The organism is Kytococcus sp. Marseille-QA3725 (assembly GCF_054950055.1).
Genome location: NZ_JBUCLA010000001.1, coordinates 1,558,028 through 1,572,781 on the forward strand (window position 1 = coordinate 1,558,028; position 14,754 = coordinate 1,572,781).

Genomic DNA, 14,754 nt, shown 5'->3' on the forward strand with positions numbered 1-14,754 from the left:
GCCGTGTGAGCGCAAGGCCTCGTGGCGCAGTTGGTTAGCGCGCCGCCCTGTCACGGCGGAGGTCGCGGGTTCGAGTCCCGTCGAGGTCGCTGGAACGATGATTTCGGTCATCGCCCTGGCCAGATAGCTCAGTTGGTAGAGCGTTCGACTGAAAATCGAAAGGTCGGCGGTTCGACCCCGCCTCTGGCCACTCCGAGAGCTCCTGGAACGCCATCCGATCATCGATCGGGTGGCGTTCCGTCGTTCCGGATCGATGACCACCCGCCACTCCTGCCCGAGGTCCGGCGGCCGCACAGGCCCCGCGTCTACCCTGACCGCATGCCTGACCTGAATGAGTGGATCACCCGTGTCATCGACGCCCTCGGTGGCCCCGGCCTCGCCCTGATGATGCTGCTGGAGACGGTGTTTCCCCCCATTCCCAGCGAGCTCGTGCTGCCGCTGGCCGGCTTCACCATCGGCCAGGGGCAGATGGGCTGGGTCGAGGTCATGCTCTGGACGACCGGTGGCGCCGTGCTGGGCGCCGTGATCCTCTACGGCGTCGCCCGCGCCTTCGGTCGGCAGCGGACGATCCGCTGGATGGCCAAGCTGCCGCTGGTCGACGAGGACGATGCTGACGCGGCCCACCGCTGGTTCGACCGCTACGGCAAGGTCGCGGTGCTGACCGGCCGCTGCGTGCCGGGGGTCCGCTCGCTCATCTCCATCCCGGCCGGGACCTCGCAGATGCCCTTCGGCACCTTCTTCGTCTACACGCTGCTCGGCACGATCGTCTGGAACGCGATGCTGGTGGGTCTGGGCTACGCGCTGGGCGCCAACTGGCACGCCGTCGAGGGCGTGGTGAGCATCATCAGCAAGGTGGTGCTGGTGCTGCTCGTGCTGGGCGTCATGTGGTTCCTGTGGAAGAAGGCCCAGAAGCGTCGCGCTGTCCGCTCGTGAGGGCGTGACGCACCATCTCCTGCAGCACCCACAGCCCGTCGGCCGAGAGCACGGACTCGGCGTGCCCCTGGATGCTGGCCACGCCCGGGCCGCACAGGCCCCGCACGGCGCCGGTGTCCGCGTCCGCCGAGACCTCCAGCGGTCGACCGGCCAACGTGGTGGCCCCCGCCTCGGGCACCCGTGCCACGAAGGTGTTGTAGAAGCCGACCCGGGCCGGGGTGCCGAACCAGTCGACCTCGAGCTGGACACCCTGCTGCGGTGAGTCGAGCCGTTCGATCGGCAGGCCCGCCCGGTGTGCGAGGACCTGGTGGCTCAGGCACACCGCCACCAGCGGCAGACCGGCCTCCAGCCGGGCACCGACGAGCTCGTGCAGGCGCGCGATGCGCGGCGAGGAGAGGTCCGTCGGGTCACCGGGCCCGGGGCCGCTCAGGAGCAGGTCGGGCGCGTCCGGTCCGGTGACGTCGGCCGGGCGGACGTCGTCCCAGCGCCGCACCTCGCCCCGCAACCCGAGGTGGCGCAGCTGGTGGACCAGCATCTGCGTCCAGGCGTCCTCGGCGTCGACGACCAGGGCGCTCGCCCCGCTGAGCTCCTCCAGGTGCGGGGGCTCCTGCGGCGCCAGCCAGAAGGGCGAGAGACGCTCGTTGCGCCCGGCCAGGGCGTCCGACACACCCGGGAGCCGGGCGAGGTCCGGGGCCGTGGCGACGGGCCGGCGCGGCCGCAGTCCCATGGCCGCGAGCATCCCGGTGGCCTTCACCGTCGTCTCGGCCACCTCCGCCTCCGGATCGCTGTGGCGCACCAGGGTGGCACCGGCGGAGACGCTCACCGTGCCGTCGTGGGGCAGCTGCGCGGTGCGGATGACGATGGGGGCGTCGAGCCGCTCCCGCCCACCGGCGTCACGCTCCAGCAGGGCCAGCACGCCCGAGTAGTACCCGCGGCCGGTCGGCTCGTGCCGGTGGATCACCCGGCAGGCGTTCTCCATCGGCGAGCCCGTCACCGTCGGGGCGAACATGGTCTCCCGCAGCACCTCGCGCGGGTCCATCGACGTCCGGCCGTCGAGCAGGTACTCGGTGTGGGTCAGGTGGGACATCTGCTTGAGGTGCGGCCCCGTCATGCGGCCGCCGTCGGAGCAGACGCGGGCCATCATCTTCATCTCCTCGTCCACCACCATGAAGAGCTCCTCGGTCTCCTTGGTGTCGGACAGGAAGCGCTCGAAGGCCCCCACCAGCTCCTGGGTCGAGGCGTGCCCCCCGTGCCGGAAGGTGCCGGAGATCGGGTTCATGATCGCGCGCCCGTCCCCCACCCCGACGTGCCGCTCCGGGGAGGCGCCGACCAGCGTGTGCCCGGGCGTGTGGACGACGAAGGTCCAGTGCGCCCCCGCCTCGGAGGCCATCAGCCGCTCGAACCACCCCAGCGCGGCACTGGCCGGGTCGCCGTCCACGTCCGCGACGACGTCGCGCCGCAGCACGAAGTTGGCCCCCTCCCCCCGACCGATCTCGTCCTCGATGACCCGGCGCACCATCGCGGCGTAGTCCTCGTCGGACACGCTCATGCGCTCGCCGTGCACCGCGGACGGCTCTGGCACGAGCTCCCGGACGGCCGCGGCCACCTCCTCCACCGGCAGCCGGGTGGAGGAGGTGGCCCGGAGGACCCTGAGCGGCGCGCCGTCGTCGTGCGCGACGAAACCGCGCTCGACCACCTGCCGGTAGGGCACCATCGCCAGCACCGGGTGCTCCCCGGCTGCCGGGACGTCCCCGAGCCCTGCCAGGTCCTCGACCGTGCCGCGCAGCAGCAGCACGTGGTCCGGGTCCACCGCGCGCCGCAGCAGCGCGAAGGGCGGGGCCGAGGGCCCGACGAGGTCGGCCAGGTGGTCGAGCGCGGCCCTCACCTCAGAAGGCGCGCTGCTGGAGGCTGCCGACGGTGCGCGGCGCGTGCTCGTCCATCGCCTGCAGGTCGGCGACGACGGCGTCCACGTCCTCGAGCACCTCGACCGCGGTCACGTGCTGCACCTTGTGGGCGTGGTCGACGAGGTCCTCGACATCCAGGTGCTCGGCCGCGCGCACCACGATGGTCATGTGCGAGAGACCGCGCTGGGTGGTGGGGCCAGCGGCCAGGTACTGGATGTTGGCCTCCCGGGTGGAGAAGAGGCCGCAGATCTTGGCCAGGACGCCCGGGTGGTTCTCGGCGGTGATGGACAGTGCGTGACGTTCCATGTCAACTCCCGTGGCTCGTGGGTGCCCGTGCGGGCCGGAGTCCCATCCAATCACCTCCTCGTGCGGACGTGGTGTGAGGAGGCTTGCAATACTGGGCCCATGGCCGATCACTTTGACGTCGTTGTCCTTGGCGCGGGCCCCGGTGGCTACGTCGCCGCCATCCGTGCATCCCAGCTCGGCAAGAAGGTCGCCGTGGTGGAGAAGAAGTACTGGGGTGGTGTCTGCCTGAACGTCGGCTGCATCCCCTCCAAGGCCCTGCTCCGCAACGCCGAGCTGGCCCACACACTGAACCACGAGAAGAAGACCTTCGGCATCGAGGGCGACGCCACGATGTCCTACGGACCCACCCACGCGCGCAGCCGCAAGGTGTCCGAGGGCATCGTCAAGGGCGTCCACTTCCTCATGAAGAAGAACAAGGTCACCGAGGTCGACGGCTGGGGCACCCTCACCGGCCCGAACTCGCTGTCCGTGGAGCTGAACGACGGCGGCACCCAGGAGATCACCTGCGACGACCTCATCGTCGCCACCGGTGCGACCACCCGCATGCTGCCGGGCGTGGAGCTGAGCGACAACGTCGTGACCTACGAGGAGCAGATCCTCAACTCCGAGCTGCCGGACTCCGTGATCATCGCCGGCTCCGGCGCCATCGGCGTCGAGTTCGCCTACGTCATGAGCAACTTCGGCGTGGACGTGACCATCGTCGAGTTCGCCGACCGCATGGTGCCCACCGAGGACGAGGAGATCTGCAAGGAGCTCGCCAAGCACTACAAGAAGCTGGGCGTCAAGGTCCTCACCAGCACCAAGGTGGAGGGTGTCGAGGACACCGGCTCCGGCGTGAAGGTGACCGTCTCCAAGGACGGCAAGGAGGACGTGCTCGAGGCCGACAAGATGCTCTCGGCCATCGGCTTCGCCCCGCGCCTGGAGGGCTACGGCCTCGAGGCCACCGGCGTGGAGACGACCGAGCGCGGCGCCATCAAGGTGGACGAGTACGGCCGCACCAACGTCGAGCACGTCTACGCCATCGGTGACGTCACCGGCAAGATGATGCTCGCCCACGTGGCCGAGGCCATGGGCGTCGTCGCCGCCGAGACCATCGCCGGCGCCGAGACCCAGACGATCGACTTCCAGAACATCCCCCGCGCCACCTACTGCCACCCGCAGATCGGCTCCATGGGCCTGTCGGAGGCGCAGGCGAAGGAGGCCGGCCACGAGGTGAAGACGGCGAAGTTCCCCTTCACCGCCAACGGCAAGGCGATGGGCATGGGCGACGCCACCGGCTTCGTGAAGGTCGTGGCCGACGCCGAGCACGACGAGATCATCGGCGTGCACATGATCGGCCCGCACGTCACCGAGCTGCTCCCGGCCGCCGTGACCGCCGCGACCTGGGACCTGACCGCCGCGGAGATGTCCCGCGTGGTCTGGGCCCACCCGACGCTGAGCGAGGCCCTCAAGGAGGCCATGCACGGCATCGAGGGGCACATGATCAACCTCTGACGAGGCCGCGTCCCCACGCCCCGTCCGGCGGTTCGCCGGGCGGGGCGTCGCCGTGCCCGGCCCCCGCCCCACCCACCGGACGGGCACCGAACGCATAGGATCGACCCGCCCCCGAGCCACAGGAGACCACGTGTCCGAGCACTCCCCCCAGCAGACCACCCCCGGGAGCACCCCGGCCTTCGACCTGGTGATGGTCGGCGGCGACATCGGCGTCTACGCCCTGGCCCGGGCGTTCCACGACCGCTACGGGACGGTCCCCACGGTGGTCTCCCGGGTCGAGACCGGCCCGGTGATGCGCTCGGACATCATCGACCACCACCTGATCGGCGAGGACAAGACCTCGCAGGACACGATCGACGAGCTCGTGCGCATCGGCCAGCAGCACCACGGCCGCCACCCGCTGCTGCTGCTCACCAACCAGGACACGATCGTCCGGATGGTGATGGAGCGTGTCGACGAGCTGGCGCCGTACTACACGATCCCGATGCCGGGTGTGGACCTGCTGGACCGCATCAGCGACAAGGTCGAGTTCGCCCAGGCCTGCAGCGAGCTCGGGATCCCCCACCCGGCCACCCAGGTGGTCGACTTCGCCGGCTCCGGCGCCGCCGACTGGCGAGCCCCGGCCGTGGAGCAGGCCTTCCCGGTGGTGGCCAAGCCCGCGACGACCAGCCAGTACGAGACGCTGAAGTTCGCCGGCAAGAAGAAGGTCTACTTCCTGGACGACCAGGCCGACTACGACGAGATGGTCCGCGTGCTGCGGGCCGCGGGCTTCACCGGCCAGTTCCTGGTGCAGCAGCTCGTCGGCGGCGACGACACCTACATGCGCTCGGTGACCGCCTACCGCGACCAGTTCGGCGAGACCACCCTGCTGTGCAGCGCCCACGTGCTGCTGGAGGAGCACTCCCCCACCGCGCTGGGCAACCCGGCCGCGATGTTCACCACGGCGCTGCCGGACCTGTGGGACTCCGCGGTGCGCTTCCTGGACCACATGGACTACCGCGGCTTCGCGAACTTCGACGTCAAGGTGGACCCGAAGGACGGCACCGGCTACTTCCTGGAGATGAACTCCCGCATCGGCCGCAACAACTACTACGTGACCGCCGCCGGCGCGAACGTGGCCGAGTTCGTGGTGGCCGACGCCGTGGAGAACCAGCACCACGCCCCGGTCCGGGTGGAGAACGAGATCCTCTACACCGTGCTGTTCAAGCCCTTCCTCATGCGCTACGTGCTGGACCCGGAGCTGCGCCGCCGCGTCAACCGCGCCGCCCGCAACGGCATCCACCACCCTCTGTGGAACAGCAAGGACTCGCTGTGGCGCCGCGGCTACACGCTGGTGGCGATGGCCAACCACATCCGCAAGTTCCTGAAGTTCTACCCGAAGCCGAGCTCGCACGGCTTCTGATCCGACGCGGTGGGCGGTCCGCCCCTCCGGGGATCAGGACCCGTCCACCCACTCCTCGCGACCCGGGACCAGGACGCCCTCGCCCGCGGTGGCCGACGCCACCAGCGTGGTGAGGGCGTCCGTCTGGTCCGGGGGCGTGGCCACGTGCAGGGTGGCCCGCGCCGCGTAGTCGGTGCCCGTCACCACGAAGCCGCCGGCGCGAAGGTCGTTCTCGACGCGGCCGGCCTGGGCGTGGTCCACCTCGAGCGAGTGGATGCGCACGAGGTGGCGGTCCCGCGGTCGGGCGTCCTCGAGCGCCGCCCGCACCGCGTCGCCGTAGGCCCGCACCAGGCCACCGGCCCCGAGCAGGGTCCCCCCGAACCACCGGGTGACGACCGCGGTCACGTCGCGGTAGCCCGAGCCACGGAGCACGTCCAGCATCGGCGTCCCCGCGGTCCCGGCCGGCTCCCCGTCGTCGTTCGAGCGCTCCACCCGCCCCTCGGGGCCGAGGATGAAGGCGCTGCAGTGGTGCCGCGCGTCGTGGTGGGCCCTCCGCTCGGCCTCGATGACGGCACGGGCGGCCGCCTCGTCGGAGGTGGGGGCGAGGCGGCAGAGGAAGCGGGAGTGCTTCTCCTCGATCTCACCGGTCGCCTCGGCGGCCAGCGTGCGGTAGGACGTCACGGACATGCGCACAGGCTAGATGCCCCCTCGAACTACTACGACGCATAGCAATTACGATGTCGCCCATGTTGAAGCGTGTGTCCGGCCTGCCGCGCAGCCTCGCCGCGGGCGCCGCAGTCCTGAGCCTGTCCCTGTCCGCCGCCTCCCCCGCCCTGGCGCACGACGTGCTGGAGGAGTCCGACCCCGCGGCCGGCGCCACGCTGGACGAGGCCCCGGAGAGCCTGACGTTCACCTACAGCGACAACATCCAGCGGGTCGGCAACAAGATCTCCGTGAGTGACGCCTCCGGCGAGGTGGTGGCCGAGGGCGAGCCCGAGGTGGACGGCCCCGAGGTCTCCCTGCCGCTGCCCGAGGACCTGCCCGACGGCACCTACACGACCACCTGGCGGGTGACCTCCTCCGACGGCCACCCGATCTCCGGCACCAGCGACTTCACCGTCGGCAGCGGCGGGGAGGGCTCCGAGGACGCCTCGGCCGGCGGCTCCCCCTCGGCAGGTGACGAGGGTTCGGCGCCGGCATCGCCGTCGGATTCGGCCGACTCGTCGGACGGGGCGTCGCCTTCTTCGGTGGAAGACACCGCATCGCCCGAGGAGGGTGACGAGGAGTCCTCGTCGGGCGGCGGTCTCGGTACGGGCGGTTGGCTGGGCCTGGGTGCCCTCGCGCTGGTCCTGGTCGGTGGCGGCGCCCTGCTCCTGCGGCGCTGAACGCGCGACGCACCTGCTCCACGTGGCGCAGGGCACCCGCCGCCGGGAAAAGGTCTGTTGTAAACTCGGCGGCACGACATACACGAATCCCGGGGCCGCTACGCCTCGCACGTGATCGCGTGACGCCACAGCTTCCAGGCCATGACGCCACGCGATCGCGTGTTGGTGGCGATGCCGCTCCGCCAGACCGGTTAGGGGGTCTCGCCATGGGGCGCGGCCGAGCCAAGGCAAAGCAGACCAAGGTTGCTCGGGAGCTGAAGTACTACTCCCCCGACACCGACCTGAGCGCGCTCGAGAGGGAGCTGCGCGCCGCGTCGGATCGCGAGTCGGCGGGAGACGGGTACTCCGCCGTCTCCGACGACGAGGACGACGAGGACAGCTGGTCGGACACCGACCGCTGAACCACCCTTTCCCAGATGTGCGAACGCCCCCGGTCACCGGGGGCGTTCGCACATCCAGGGCCCGTCCGGGCCGCGGCGTCAGGCGTGGTCACCCACGAGCGCCGCGGCACCACCCGTGACGCCCTTGGCCTCGGTGACCCACTCCCCGGCGGGCACCTCGGCTCCCAGACCCTCCACGGCGGAGCCGTGCACCTGCCCGGCCACCCAGGCGTCGATGCCGTGACCGGCCAGGACGCGCACGGCCTCATCGACGGACTCCTGCGGCAGCACGGCCACGAAGCCGACCCCCTGGTTCAGGGTCTTCTCCACGTCCGCGCGCTCCACACCACCCCAGGCGCGCACGGCCTCGAAGACCGGCGCCGGGGCCCAGGTGGAGCGGTCCAGCGCCACGAAGACCTCCGGCGGCAGCACGCGCGCCAGATTGGCGGCCAGACCGCCGCCGGTGATGTGGCTGAGCGCGTGCACCTCGGTGGAACGGAGGACCTCCAGCAGCGGGCGCGTGTAGATGCGGGTGGGCTCGAGCAGCTCCTCCCCCAGCGTGCGGCCGAACTGCGGCACCTCCGCCTCCAAGGACAGACCGGCGTGCTCGACCACCCGACGCACCAGCGAGAAGCCGTTGGAGTGCAGCCCCGAGGAGGCCAGGCAGAGCACGGCGTCGCCGACGCGCACCCGCTCCGGGCCCAGCACGTCAGGGGCGTCCACCACACCGGTGGCCGCGCCGGCCAGGTCGTACTCGTCCGGGTCCATGAGGCCCGGGTGCTCGGCGGTCTCGCCGCCCACGAGGGCGACCCCGGCCAGCTCGCAGCCGTGCGCGATGCCGGCCACGATGGCCGCGATGCGCTCGGGCTCGACCGACCCGGTCGCGACGTAGTCGGTCATGAACAGCGGCTCGGCGCCGCAGACGACGATGTCGTCCACCACCATCGCGACCAGGTCCTGGCCGATCGTGTCGTGGACGTCGAGCGCCCGGGCGATGGCGATCTTGGTGCCCACGCCGTCGGTGGAGGTGGTGAGCAGCGGGCGCTCCATGCCCTGCAGGGCGGAGGCGTCGAAGAGCCCGGCGAAGCCACCGAGGCCACCCACGACCTCGGGGCGGGTGGCGCGGGCGACGGACGCCTTCATCAGCTCGACGGCACGGTCGCCGGCCTCGGTGTCCACACCTGCGGAGGCGTAGGTGATGCCGGTGGACGGCTGCGGGGTGACGGGCTGGTCGGTCATCAGGGCCTCCCGGGGTTCTGGGCGAAGTCGCGCACCTGCTGCGTGCCGACATCGGTGGGGTCGGTGGCGCGGGCGGCCCGCTCGAGCTCGAGCCACTGCTTGCCGGTGCGGCCGTCCGTGGGCAGCGGGATCGGGTAGTCACCGGTGAAGCACGCGGTGCACAGACGGTCGGCCGGCTGCTCGGAGGCCGCGACGATGTCCTCGGTCTCCACGTAGCCGAGCGAGTCGGCACCGATGGAGCCGCAGATCTCCTCCACGGTCATGTTCGCCGCGGCCAGCTCCGCCCGGGTCGCGAAGTCGATGCCGTAGAAGCACGGCCACTCCACCGGCGGGGAGCTGATGCGCACGTGCACCTCTGCCGCACCGGCCTCGCGGAGCATCTTCACCAGCGCGCGCTGGGTGTTGCCGCGGACGATCGAGTCGTCGACGACCACGAGCCGCTTGCCGGCGATGACGTGCTTGAGCGGGTTGAGCTTGAGCCGGATGCCCAGCTGGCGGATGGTCTGGGTGGGGGCGATGAAGGTGCGCCCCACGTAGGAGTTCTTCACCAGGCCCATGCCGTAGGGGATGCCGGACTCCTCGGCGTAGCCGATGGCCGAGGGCACGCCGGACTCCGGCACGGGCATGACCATGTCCGCCTCGACCTGGTGGCGGCGCGCGAGGGCGCGCCCCATCTCGAAGCGGGCGTCGTAGACCTCGCGGCCGGCGATGCGGGTGTCCGGGCGGGCCAGGTAGACGTACTCGAAGACGCACCCTTTGGGCGCCGGCTCGGCGAAGGAACGGCTCTCGATGCCGTCCTCGTCGATGGCGATGAGTTCGCCGGGGGCGACCTCGCGGACGAAGCTCGCGCCCACGATGTCCAGGGCCGCCGTCTCCGAGGCGACCACCCAGCCGCGGCTCAGGCGCCCGATCACCAGCGGGCGGACGCCCTGCGGGTCGCGGGCGGCATAGAGGCGGTTCTCGTCGAGGAAGACCAGCGAGAAGGCGCCGCGGACCTCCGGCAGCACGCGCATCGCCCGGTCGGTGACCGACCCCTCCCCGGTGGCGAGCATGGCCGAGACGATCGCGGTGTCGGTGGTGCTGCCACGGCCGAGCTCGCCGGCGGCGCGGCGCACGTCGCCGTCCAGCATCTCGGTCAGCCGGTCCAGCAGCTCGGCGGAGTTGATGATGTTGCCGTTGTGGGCCAGCGCCAGGGTGCGGTCGTCGGTGCCGGCGAGCGTGGGCTGCGCGTTCTCCCAGACCGAGGCGCCGGTGGTGGAGTAGCGCGTGTGGCCGATGGCCATGTGCCCGCGCATGGGGCCCAGCACCTTGTCGTCGAACACCTGCGAGACCAGGCCCATGTCCTTGTAGACCAGCAGCGAGTCGCCGTTGGAGACGGCGATGCCCGCCGACTCCTGACCGCGGTGCTGGAGCGCGTAGAGCCCGTAGTAGGTCAGGGTCGCGACGTCCTCGTCGGGGGCCCAGACGGCGAACACCCCGCACTCGTCCTGGGGCAGCGCCTCGTCGGGCAGCAGATCGTGGGAGAGACGGCCATCACCATGCATCACGTCGGGCATTTTCCCACAGCGCGGCGACGGCCGGTCCGGGCGTCGTCCGTCGCGCCGGTTCACGTACGGTGGCGCCGTGCAGCAGGACATCCACGAGAACCACGACCAGCCCGCGGACGACACCACCGGGAACCGCCGGACGACGGAGGGGACGGCCGACTCCGGGCGCCCGGCGCGGGTCCACAGCGCGCCGCGCCTCCTGCCCTTCGTGCTCATCGGCTGCCTGCTCGGGGTCGTCGCCGCCGGCCTCGCGACGGCACTCGGCCCGTCCAGCGAGATGTACTCCCCCGGCCGCTCGTTCGGTTTCCTCGCAGTGATGTTCGGCTTCACCGGGCTGGTGCTCGGCGGCCTCGTGTTCGTCCTGGTGGACGGCCTGCACCAGCGCCGCCGCCGCTGACCTGCCCGTCGGCCTCTTCGCCGCGCCCCGTCCCTCTTCCCCTCGGCCTCCGCAATTTGGTCACCTGATGTGCGCCTCTTGACGCGACACGCCGGGGATTCGCGCAATTCGCAGTTGTCAGGTGCCCAAATTGCGGAAGGGCAGGGTCAGGGGTGCAGGGGCAGGTGGGGCGAGAGGTCGGCCCGCTGACCCGAGGCCTGGACGGAGCCGGAGGACACCGCGTCGGACCAGGCGCGGCGCCCCGTGGCGAGCGCCATCCAGGTGCCGGCGTCCATCTCGACCACGGCCGGCGGCGTGCCGCGCCGGTGCGTGGCCCCCTCGATGCACTGGACCACGCCCAGCGGCGGCACCCTCACCTCGACCGAGCGGCCCGGAACCCGTGCCCCGAGCTCCTCGAGCGTGTACCGCACGGCCGTCGCGAGTGTCGGTCGCTCCACCGAGGAGCCCTGCTCCTGCGCGTCGAGCCACTGCCCCACCGCCGCCTGTCCCGCAGCGGGGTCGATGCGACGGCGGGGCGGCACGTCAGATCGCCTCGCGCTCGATCGGGCAGCTCATGCAGCGGGGGCCACCGCGGCCGCGGCCGAGCTCGCCACCGGCGATCTCGAGCACCTCGACGCCCTGGGAGCGCAGGTACTCGTTGGTGGTGGTGTTGCGCTCGTAGGCGACGACCACGTTCGGCTCCAGGGCCAGCACGTTGCAGCCGTCGTCCCACTGCTCGCGCTCCGCGGAGCGGTCGTCCTGGTCGGCCGCCAGCACGCTGATCTCGTCGACCCCGAGCGCGGAGGCGATGGCCGCGTCCAGCTGCTCCGGCGCGTTGTGCTGCACCTTGATGTGGGCGTCGGGGCCCGAGCCGTCCGAGGTCAGCGTCCAGCTCTGCATGGGCGGCAGACCGGTGTAGCGGGTGAAGGTGGTGGGGTTCAGCATCGTCATGACCGTGTCCAGGTGCATGAGCGCACGGGCCTTGGGCATGTCGAGAGCCAGCACCGTGTGCGCCTGTCCGGAGCGCAGCAACCGGCGGGCCACCCGCTCCACGCCCTGCGGGTTGGTGCGCTCGGACATGCCGACCATCACCGCGCCGTTCCCGAGCACGAGCATGTCGCCGCCCTCGGTGGTGGCCGGGCCGGACTCCAGGCCGTCGTTCCAGTGCTCGAAGTCCGCGTCGGCGAACAGCGGGTGCCAGCGGTAGATCGCCTCGAAGTGGGCGGTCTCGCGACGGCGGGCCTTCTTGTGCATGGAGTTCACCGACACACCGCCGTACAGCCAGGCGGAGGTGTCGCGGGTGAACAGGTGGTTGGGCAGCGGCGACAGAACGAGGTCGCGCTCGGCCATGGCGGCCAGGAACAGGCTGCTGGAACCGGGCAGGCGCTCGAGCAGCTCGCCCTTGGTGATGCCGCCGACCAGGTAGGTGGCCAGCTCGGTGTCGCTCATCTCCTCGAAGGCGCCCCGCAGCTCCTCGGCGGCCCGCGGGCCGACCATCAGCTCGTCCAGCGAGCGGTCGAGGATGTGCGCCCGCGCCTCGGGGATGCCGACGGTGGTGGTCAGCAGTTCGGAGAACTCGTGCACGAGGACGCCGCGGTCCTCCATCACGGACCGGAACTGGTCGTGCTCCTCCTGCGCCCGCTCCAGCCAGAGCACCTCGTCGAACAGGTAGCGCTCGGCGTTGGAGGGGGTCAGCCGGCTCATCTCGAGACCGGGGCGGTGGACGATGACCTGCTTGAGACGGCCCACCTCGGAGCCCACGTGGAATGCCATGGAGAGATCCTTCCTCACCCGGGCGGGACGGCGGGCTCGGCCCGCCTCACGGGACGCCGATCCCCTTCGGACCAGCGGGTCCCGGATGCTCCGGGGATGCGTGTCGCGTGCAAGGATCACACACATGCGCGCCACAGTGATCCACGCAGCCGGGGACGTCCGCCTCGAGGAGGTGCCGGAGCCGCGGGTGGTCCTGCCCACCGATGCCGTCGTGCGGGTGGTGGCCTCCTGCGTCTGCGGCTCCGACCTCTGGCCCTACCGGGGCGCCAACCCGGTCGAGGAGCCGCGCCGCATCGGGCACGAGTTCGTCGGCGTGGTCGAGCAGGCCGGCAGCGAGGTCGCGCTGCGCGAGGGCCAGTTCGTCATCGCCCCGTTCGTGTGGTCGTGCGACGACTGCGCCGCGTGCACCAGCGGCTTCCCGACCTCCTGCCTGAACGGCGGTGGCTGGGGCGGCGAGGACCGCGACGGCCACCTCGTGGACGGCGGGCAGGGCGAGGCCGTCCGGGTGCCCCGGGCCGACGGGACGCTGGTGCCCGTCGACGGCGTGGACGAGCGTGCCGTCGACGAGCGCCTCCTGGCCTCGCTCCTGACCGTCTCGGACGTCATGGGTACCGGCTGGCACGCCGCGCACCAGGCCGGGGTGCGCGAGGGGCACACCGTGGTGGTCGTCGGGGACGGCGCAGTCGGGCTGTGCGGCGTCCTCGCGGCCCGGATGCAGGGAGCCAGCCGCATCATCGCGATGTCGCGCTACCCCGAGCGGCAGGCCGTCGCCCGCGAGTTCGGTGCCACCGACGTGGTCGAGGCCCGTGGTGACGAGGGTGTGCAGGCCGTGCGCGAGCTGACCGACGGACTGGGCGCCGACCGCGTGCTGGAGTGCGTGGGCACGCACGACTCGATGCTGCAGGCCATCCGCTCCACCCGCCCCGGCGGCACGGTCGGCTACGTCGGCGTCCCCCACGGCATCGAGCTGCCGGTGGAGCTGATGTTCCGCCGCAACGTGAACCTGGCCGGTGGCGTGGCCCCCGCCCGCCGCTACGCCCCGATGCTGCGCGACGCCGTGGTGGCCGGTGAGATCGAGCCCGGCCGGGTGTTCGACACCGTGGTACCGCTGGACGACGTGGCCGCGGCCTACACCGCCATGGACGAGCGCACCGCGATCAAGGTGATGCTGCGCCCGTGATCGAGGTCTGATGGGACGACGTGGCCGGGCGGGGCGCCCCGACGCCGGTGCGCACCGCCGCCGGGGTCAGCGGACCCCGCACGCCGGCGACGAACTGCCGGAGCGCCTCGGCTTCGAGGTGGCCGAAGACGGCGGCGTGCTCGTGTTCCGCGACGGCCGGCCCCAGTCGCACGTGGACCCCGCCGACCCGGCCCGGTTGGAGTTCCCCTACGTGGCCCACCTGGCGATGGTGCTGGACCTCGTGCCCGGCTCCCCGGCGCCGGAGCGCCTCGGCGTCACGCACGTCGGCGGCGCCGGGCTGACGCTGGCCCGCTGGGTGCAGCACGCCCGGCCGGGGTCACCGCAGATCGTGCTCGAGCCCGACGCCGCCCTGACCGAGGCGGTGCGCGCCCGGTTGCCGCTTCCGACCGGTCACCGCATCCGGGTGCGGCCCCAGGACGGCGCCAGCGGGATGGCGGCCCTGCGGGACGACAGCGCCGACGCCGTCGTGGTGGACGCCTTCGACGAGGGCGAGGTGCCGGCCGAGCTCCTCACCCCTGCCTTCGCCGCCGACTGCATGCGGGTGCTCGGCCCGGGCGGGGTGCTGGCGATGAACCTCTCGGACTCCCCCGGCCTGCCCACCACGCGGGCCACGGCCGCGGCCTGGCGCGAGGGCGGTTGGAGCGGGACGCTCGCGACGGTCGCCACCCGGGAGGTGGCGCGGGGCAAGCAGCCGGGCAACGTCGTGCTCGTCGCCCAGCGCGGCGCCGGCCCTGCCCCGAGCTGGCTGGGTGCCCTGAGGCAGCGAGCGACCTCAGCGGCCTTCCCCACCGAGATGGGGACCGCCTAGCCGGCAGACGAGGCGTCCGCGCGCAGC

Annotated in this window: 15 protein-coding genes and 2 tRNA genes; 10 read left to right on the forward strand and 7 right to left on the reverse strand. The window is 71.9% G+C overall.

Annotation, left to right across the window (positions count from 1 at the left end; all coding sequences use genetic code 11):
* Positions 1–15: 15 nt before the first annotated feature.
* From ACY8FT_RS07130 to ACY8FT_RS07140, 3 genes are all read left to right on the forward strand, one after another.
* Positions 16–89, forward strand: a tRNA-Asp gene (locus ACY8FT_RS07130).
* Between the two features lie 28 nt (positions 90–117).
* A tRNA-Phe gene (locus ACY8FT_RS07135) sits at positions 118–190 on the forward strand.
* A gap of 128 nt (positions 191–318) precedes the next feature.
* Positions 319–933 (forward strand): DedA family protein, encoded by a 615-nt coding sequence (locus tag ACY8FT_RS07140; protein WP_462418197.1) that lies wholly within the window; start codon positions 319–321, stop codon positions 931–933.
* On the opposite strand, the gene ACY8FT_RS07145 is transcribed toward ACY8FT_RS07140, so the two are convergent.
* Together ACY8FT_RS07145 and ACY8FT_RS07150 are read right to left on the reverse strand one after the other, a co-directional pair.
* Positions 881–2,818, reverse strand: coding sequence for a chorismate-binding protein (locus tag ACY8FT_RS07145; RefSeq protein WP_462418198.1), 1,938 nt, complete (start codon positions 2,816–2,818; stop codon positions 881–883). The genes ACY8FT_RS07140 and ACY8FT_RS07145 overlap by 53 nt on opposite strands.
* Position 2,819: 1 nt before the next feature.
* Positions 2,820–3,143, reverse strand: a complete 324-nt coding sequence (locus ACY8FT_RS07150) for an ACT domain-containing protein (protein ID WP_462418199.1) — start codon at positions 3,141–3,143, stop codon at positions 2,820–2,822.
* A 99-nt stretch (positions 3,144–3,242) separates the two neighbouring features.
* Here ACY8FT_RS07150 and lpdA point away from each other — a divergent pair, with 99 nt between their 5' ends.
* Positions 3,243–4,637, forward strand: a complete 1,395-nt coding sequence (lpdA, locus tag ACY8FT_RS07155) for a dihydrolipoyl dehydrogenase (RefSeq protein ID WP_462418200.1) — start codon at positions 3,243–3,245, stop codon at positions 4,635–4,637.
* A 130-nt stretch (positions 4,638–4,767) separates the two neighbouring features.
* On the forward strand, positions 4,768–6,039 hold the full coding sequence (locus tag ACY8FT_RS07160) for a carboxylate--amine ligase (protein WP_462418201.1): 1,272 nt from the start codon (positions 4,768–4,770) through the stop codon (positions 6,037–6,039).
* Between the two features lie 33 nt (positions 6,040–6,072).
* On the opposite strand, the gene ACY8FT_RS07165 is transcribed toward ACY8FT_RS07160, so the two are convergent.
* The gene (locus tag ACY8FT_RS07165) at positions 6,073–6,705 is read right to left on the reverse strand and encodes an IMPACT family protein (RefSeq protein WP_462418202.1); all 633 of its coding nucleotides are present in this window, start codon (positions 6,703–6,705) and stop codon (positions 6,073–6,075) included.
* 59 nt (positions 6,706–6,764) lie between these two features.
* Between ACY8FT_RS07165 and ACY8FT_RS07170 the strand changes: the two genes are divergently transcribed.
* Both ACY8FT_RS07170 and ACY8FT_RS07175 read left to right on the forward strand, forming a co-directional pair.
* Positions 6,765–7,403 (forward strand): copper resistance CopC family protein, encoded by a 639-nt coding sequence (locus ACY8FT_RS07170; RefSeq protein ID WP_462418203.1) that lies wholly within the window; start codon positions 6,765–6,767, stop codon positions 7,401–7,403.
* A gap of 206 nt (positions 7,404–7,609) precedes the next feature.
* Positions 7,610–7,804, forward strand: coding sequence for a DUF3073 domain-containing protein (locus ACY8FT_RS07175; RefSeq protein WP_462418204.1), 195 nt, complete (start codon positions 7,610–7,612; stop codon positions 7,802–7,804).
* Between the two features lie 78 nt (positions 7,805–7,882).
* Here ACY8FT_RS07175 and purM read toward each other — a convergent pair whose 3' ends face one another.
* Both purM and purF read right to left on the reverse strand, forming a co-directional pair.
* Positions 7,883–9,022: a phosphoribosylformylglycinamidine cyclo-ligase gene (purM, locus tag ACY8FT_RS07180; RefSeq protein ID WP_462418205.1), complete on the reverse strand. Its 1,140-nt coding sequence runs from the start codon at positions 9,020–9,022 to the stop codon at positions 7,883–7,885.
* On the reverse strand, positions 9,022–10,569 hold the full coding sequence (gene purF / locus ACY8FT_RS07185) for an amidophosphoribosyltransferase (protein WP_462418206.1): 1,548 nt from the start codon (positions 10,567–10,569) through the stop codon (positions 9,022–9,024). The genes purM and purF overlap by 1 nt, the downstream gene beginning before the upstream one ends.
* 76 nt (positions 10,570–10,645) lie before the next feature.
* On the opposite strand from purF, the gene ACY8FT_RS07190 reads away from it, so the two are divergent.
* Positions 10,646–10,966, forward strand: a complete 321-nt coding sequence (locus ACY8FT_RS07190; RefSeq protein WP_462418207.1) for a hypothetical protein — start codon at positions 10,646–10,648, stop codon at positions 10,964–10,966.
* Between the two features lie 146 nt (positions 10,967–11,112).
* On the opposite strand, the gene ACY8FT_RS07195 is transcribed toward ACY8FT_RS07190, so the two are convergent.
* Positions 11,113–11,487: a sterol carrier family protein gene (locus ACY8FT_RS07195; protein WP_462418208.1), complete on the reverse strand. Its 375-nt coding sequence runs from the start codon at positions 11,485–11,487 to the stop codon at positions 11,113–11,115.
* A 1-nt stretch (position 11,488) separates the two neighbouring features.
* Positions 11,489–12,718 (reverse strand): arginine deiminase, encoded by a 1,230-nt coding sequence (locus tag ACY8FT_RS07200; protein WP_462418209.1) that lies wholly within the window; start codon positions 12,716–12,718, stop codon positions 11,489–11,491.
* A gap of 124 nt (positions 12,719–12,842) precedes the next feature.
* On the opposite strand from ACY8FT_RS07200, the gene ACY8FT_RS07205 reads away from it, so the two are divergent.
* Entirely contained in the window at positions 12,843–13,898 is a 1,056-nt protein-coding gene (locus ACY8FT_RS07205; protein WP_462418210.1) for a zinc-dependent alcohol dehydrogenase family protein, read from the forward strand.
* 10 nt (positions 13,899–13,908) lie between these two features.
* Complete coding sequence (locus ACY8FT_RS07210; RefSeq protein WP_462418211.1) at positions 13,909–14,727, forward strand: spermidine synthase; 819 nt, start codon at positions 13,909–13,911, stop codon at positions 14,725–14,727.
* The last annotated feature ends 27 nt before the right edge of the window (positions 14,728–14,754 follow it).

Bases quoted from the DNA above. Each gene is read 5' to 3' on its own strand.
- ACY8FT_RS07140 (WP_462418197.1), top strand. From the start codon at position 319: ATGCCTGACCTGAATGAGTGGATCACCCGTGTCATCGACGCCCTCGGT.
- ACY8FT_RS07150 (WP_462418199.1), bottom strand. From the start codon at position 3,143: ATGGAACGTCACGCACTGTCCATCACCGCCGAGAACCACCCGGGCGTC.
- lpdA (WP_462418200.1), top strand. From the start codon at position 3,243: ATGGCCGATCACTTTGACGTCGTTGTCCTTGGCGCGGGCCCCGGTGGC.
- ACY8FT_RS07165 (WP_462418202.1), bottom strand. From the start codon at position 6,705: ATGTCCGTGACGTCCTACCGCACGCTGGCCGCCGAGGCGACCGGTGAG.
- ACY8FT_RS07170 (WP_462418203.1), top strand. From the start codon at position 6,765: ATGTTGAAGCGTGTGTCCGGCCTGCCGCGCAGCCTCGCCGCGGGCGCC.
- ACY8FT_RS07175 (WP_462418204.1), top strand. From the start codon at position 7,610: ATGGGGCGCGGCCGAGCCAAGGCAAAGCAGACCAAGGTTGCTCGGGAG.
- purM (WP_462418205.1), bottom strand. From the start codon at position 9,022: ATGACCGACCAGCCCGTCACCCCGCAGCCGTCCACCGGCATCACCTAC.
- ACY8FT_RS07200 (WP_462418209.1), bottom strand. From the start codon at position 12,718: ATGGCATTCCACGTGGGCTCCGAGGTGGGCCGTCTCAAGCAGGTCATC.
- ACY8FT_RS07205 (WP_462418210.1), top strand. From the start codon at position 12,843: ATGCGCGCCACAGTGATCCACGCAGCCGGGGACGTCCGCCTCGAGGAG.
- ACY8FT_RS07210 (WP_462418211.1), top strand. From the start codon at position 13,909: ATGGGACGACGTGGCCGGGCGGGGCGCCCCGACGCCGGTGCGCACCGC.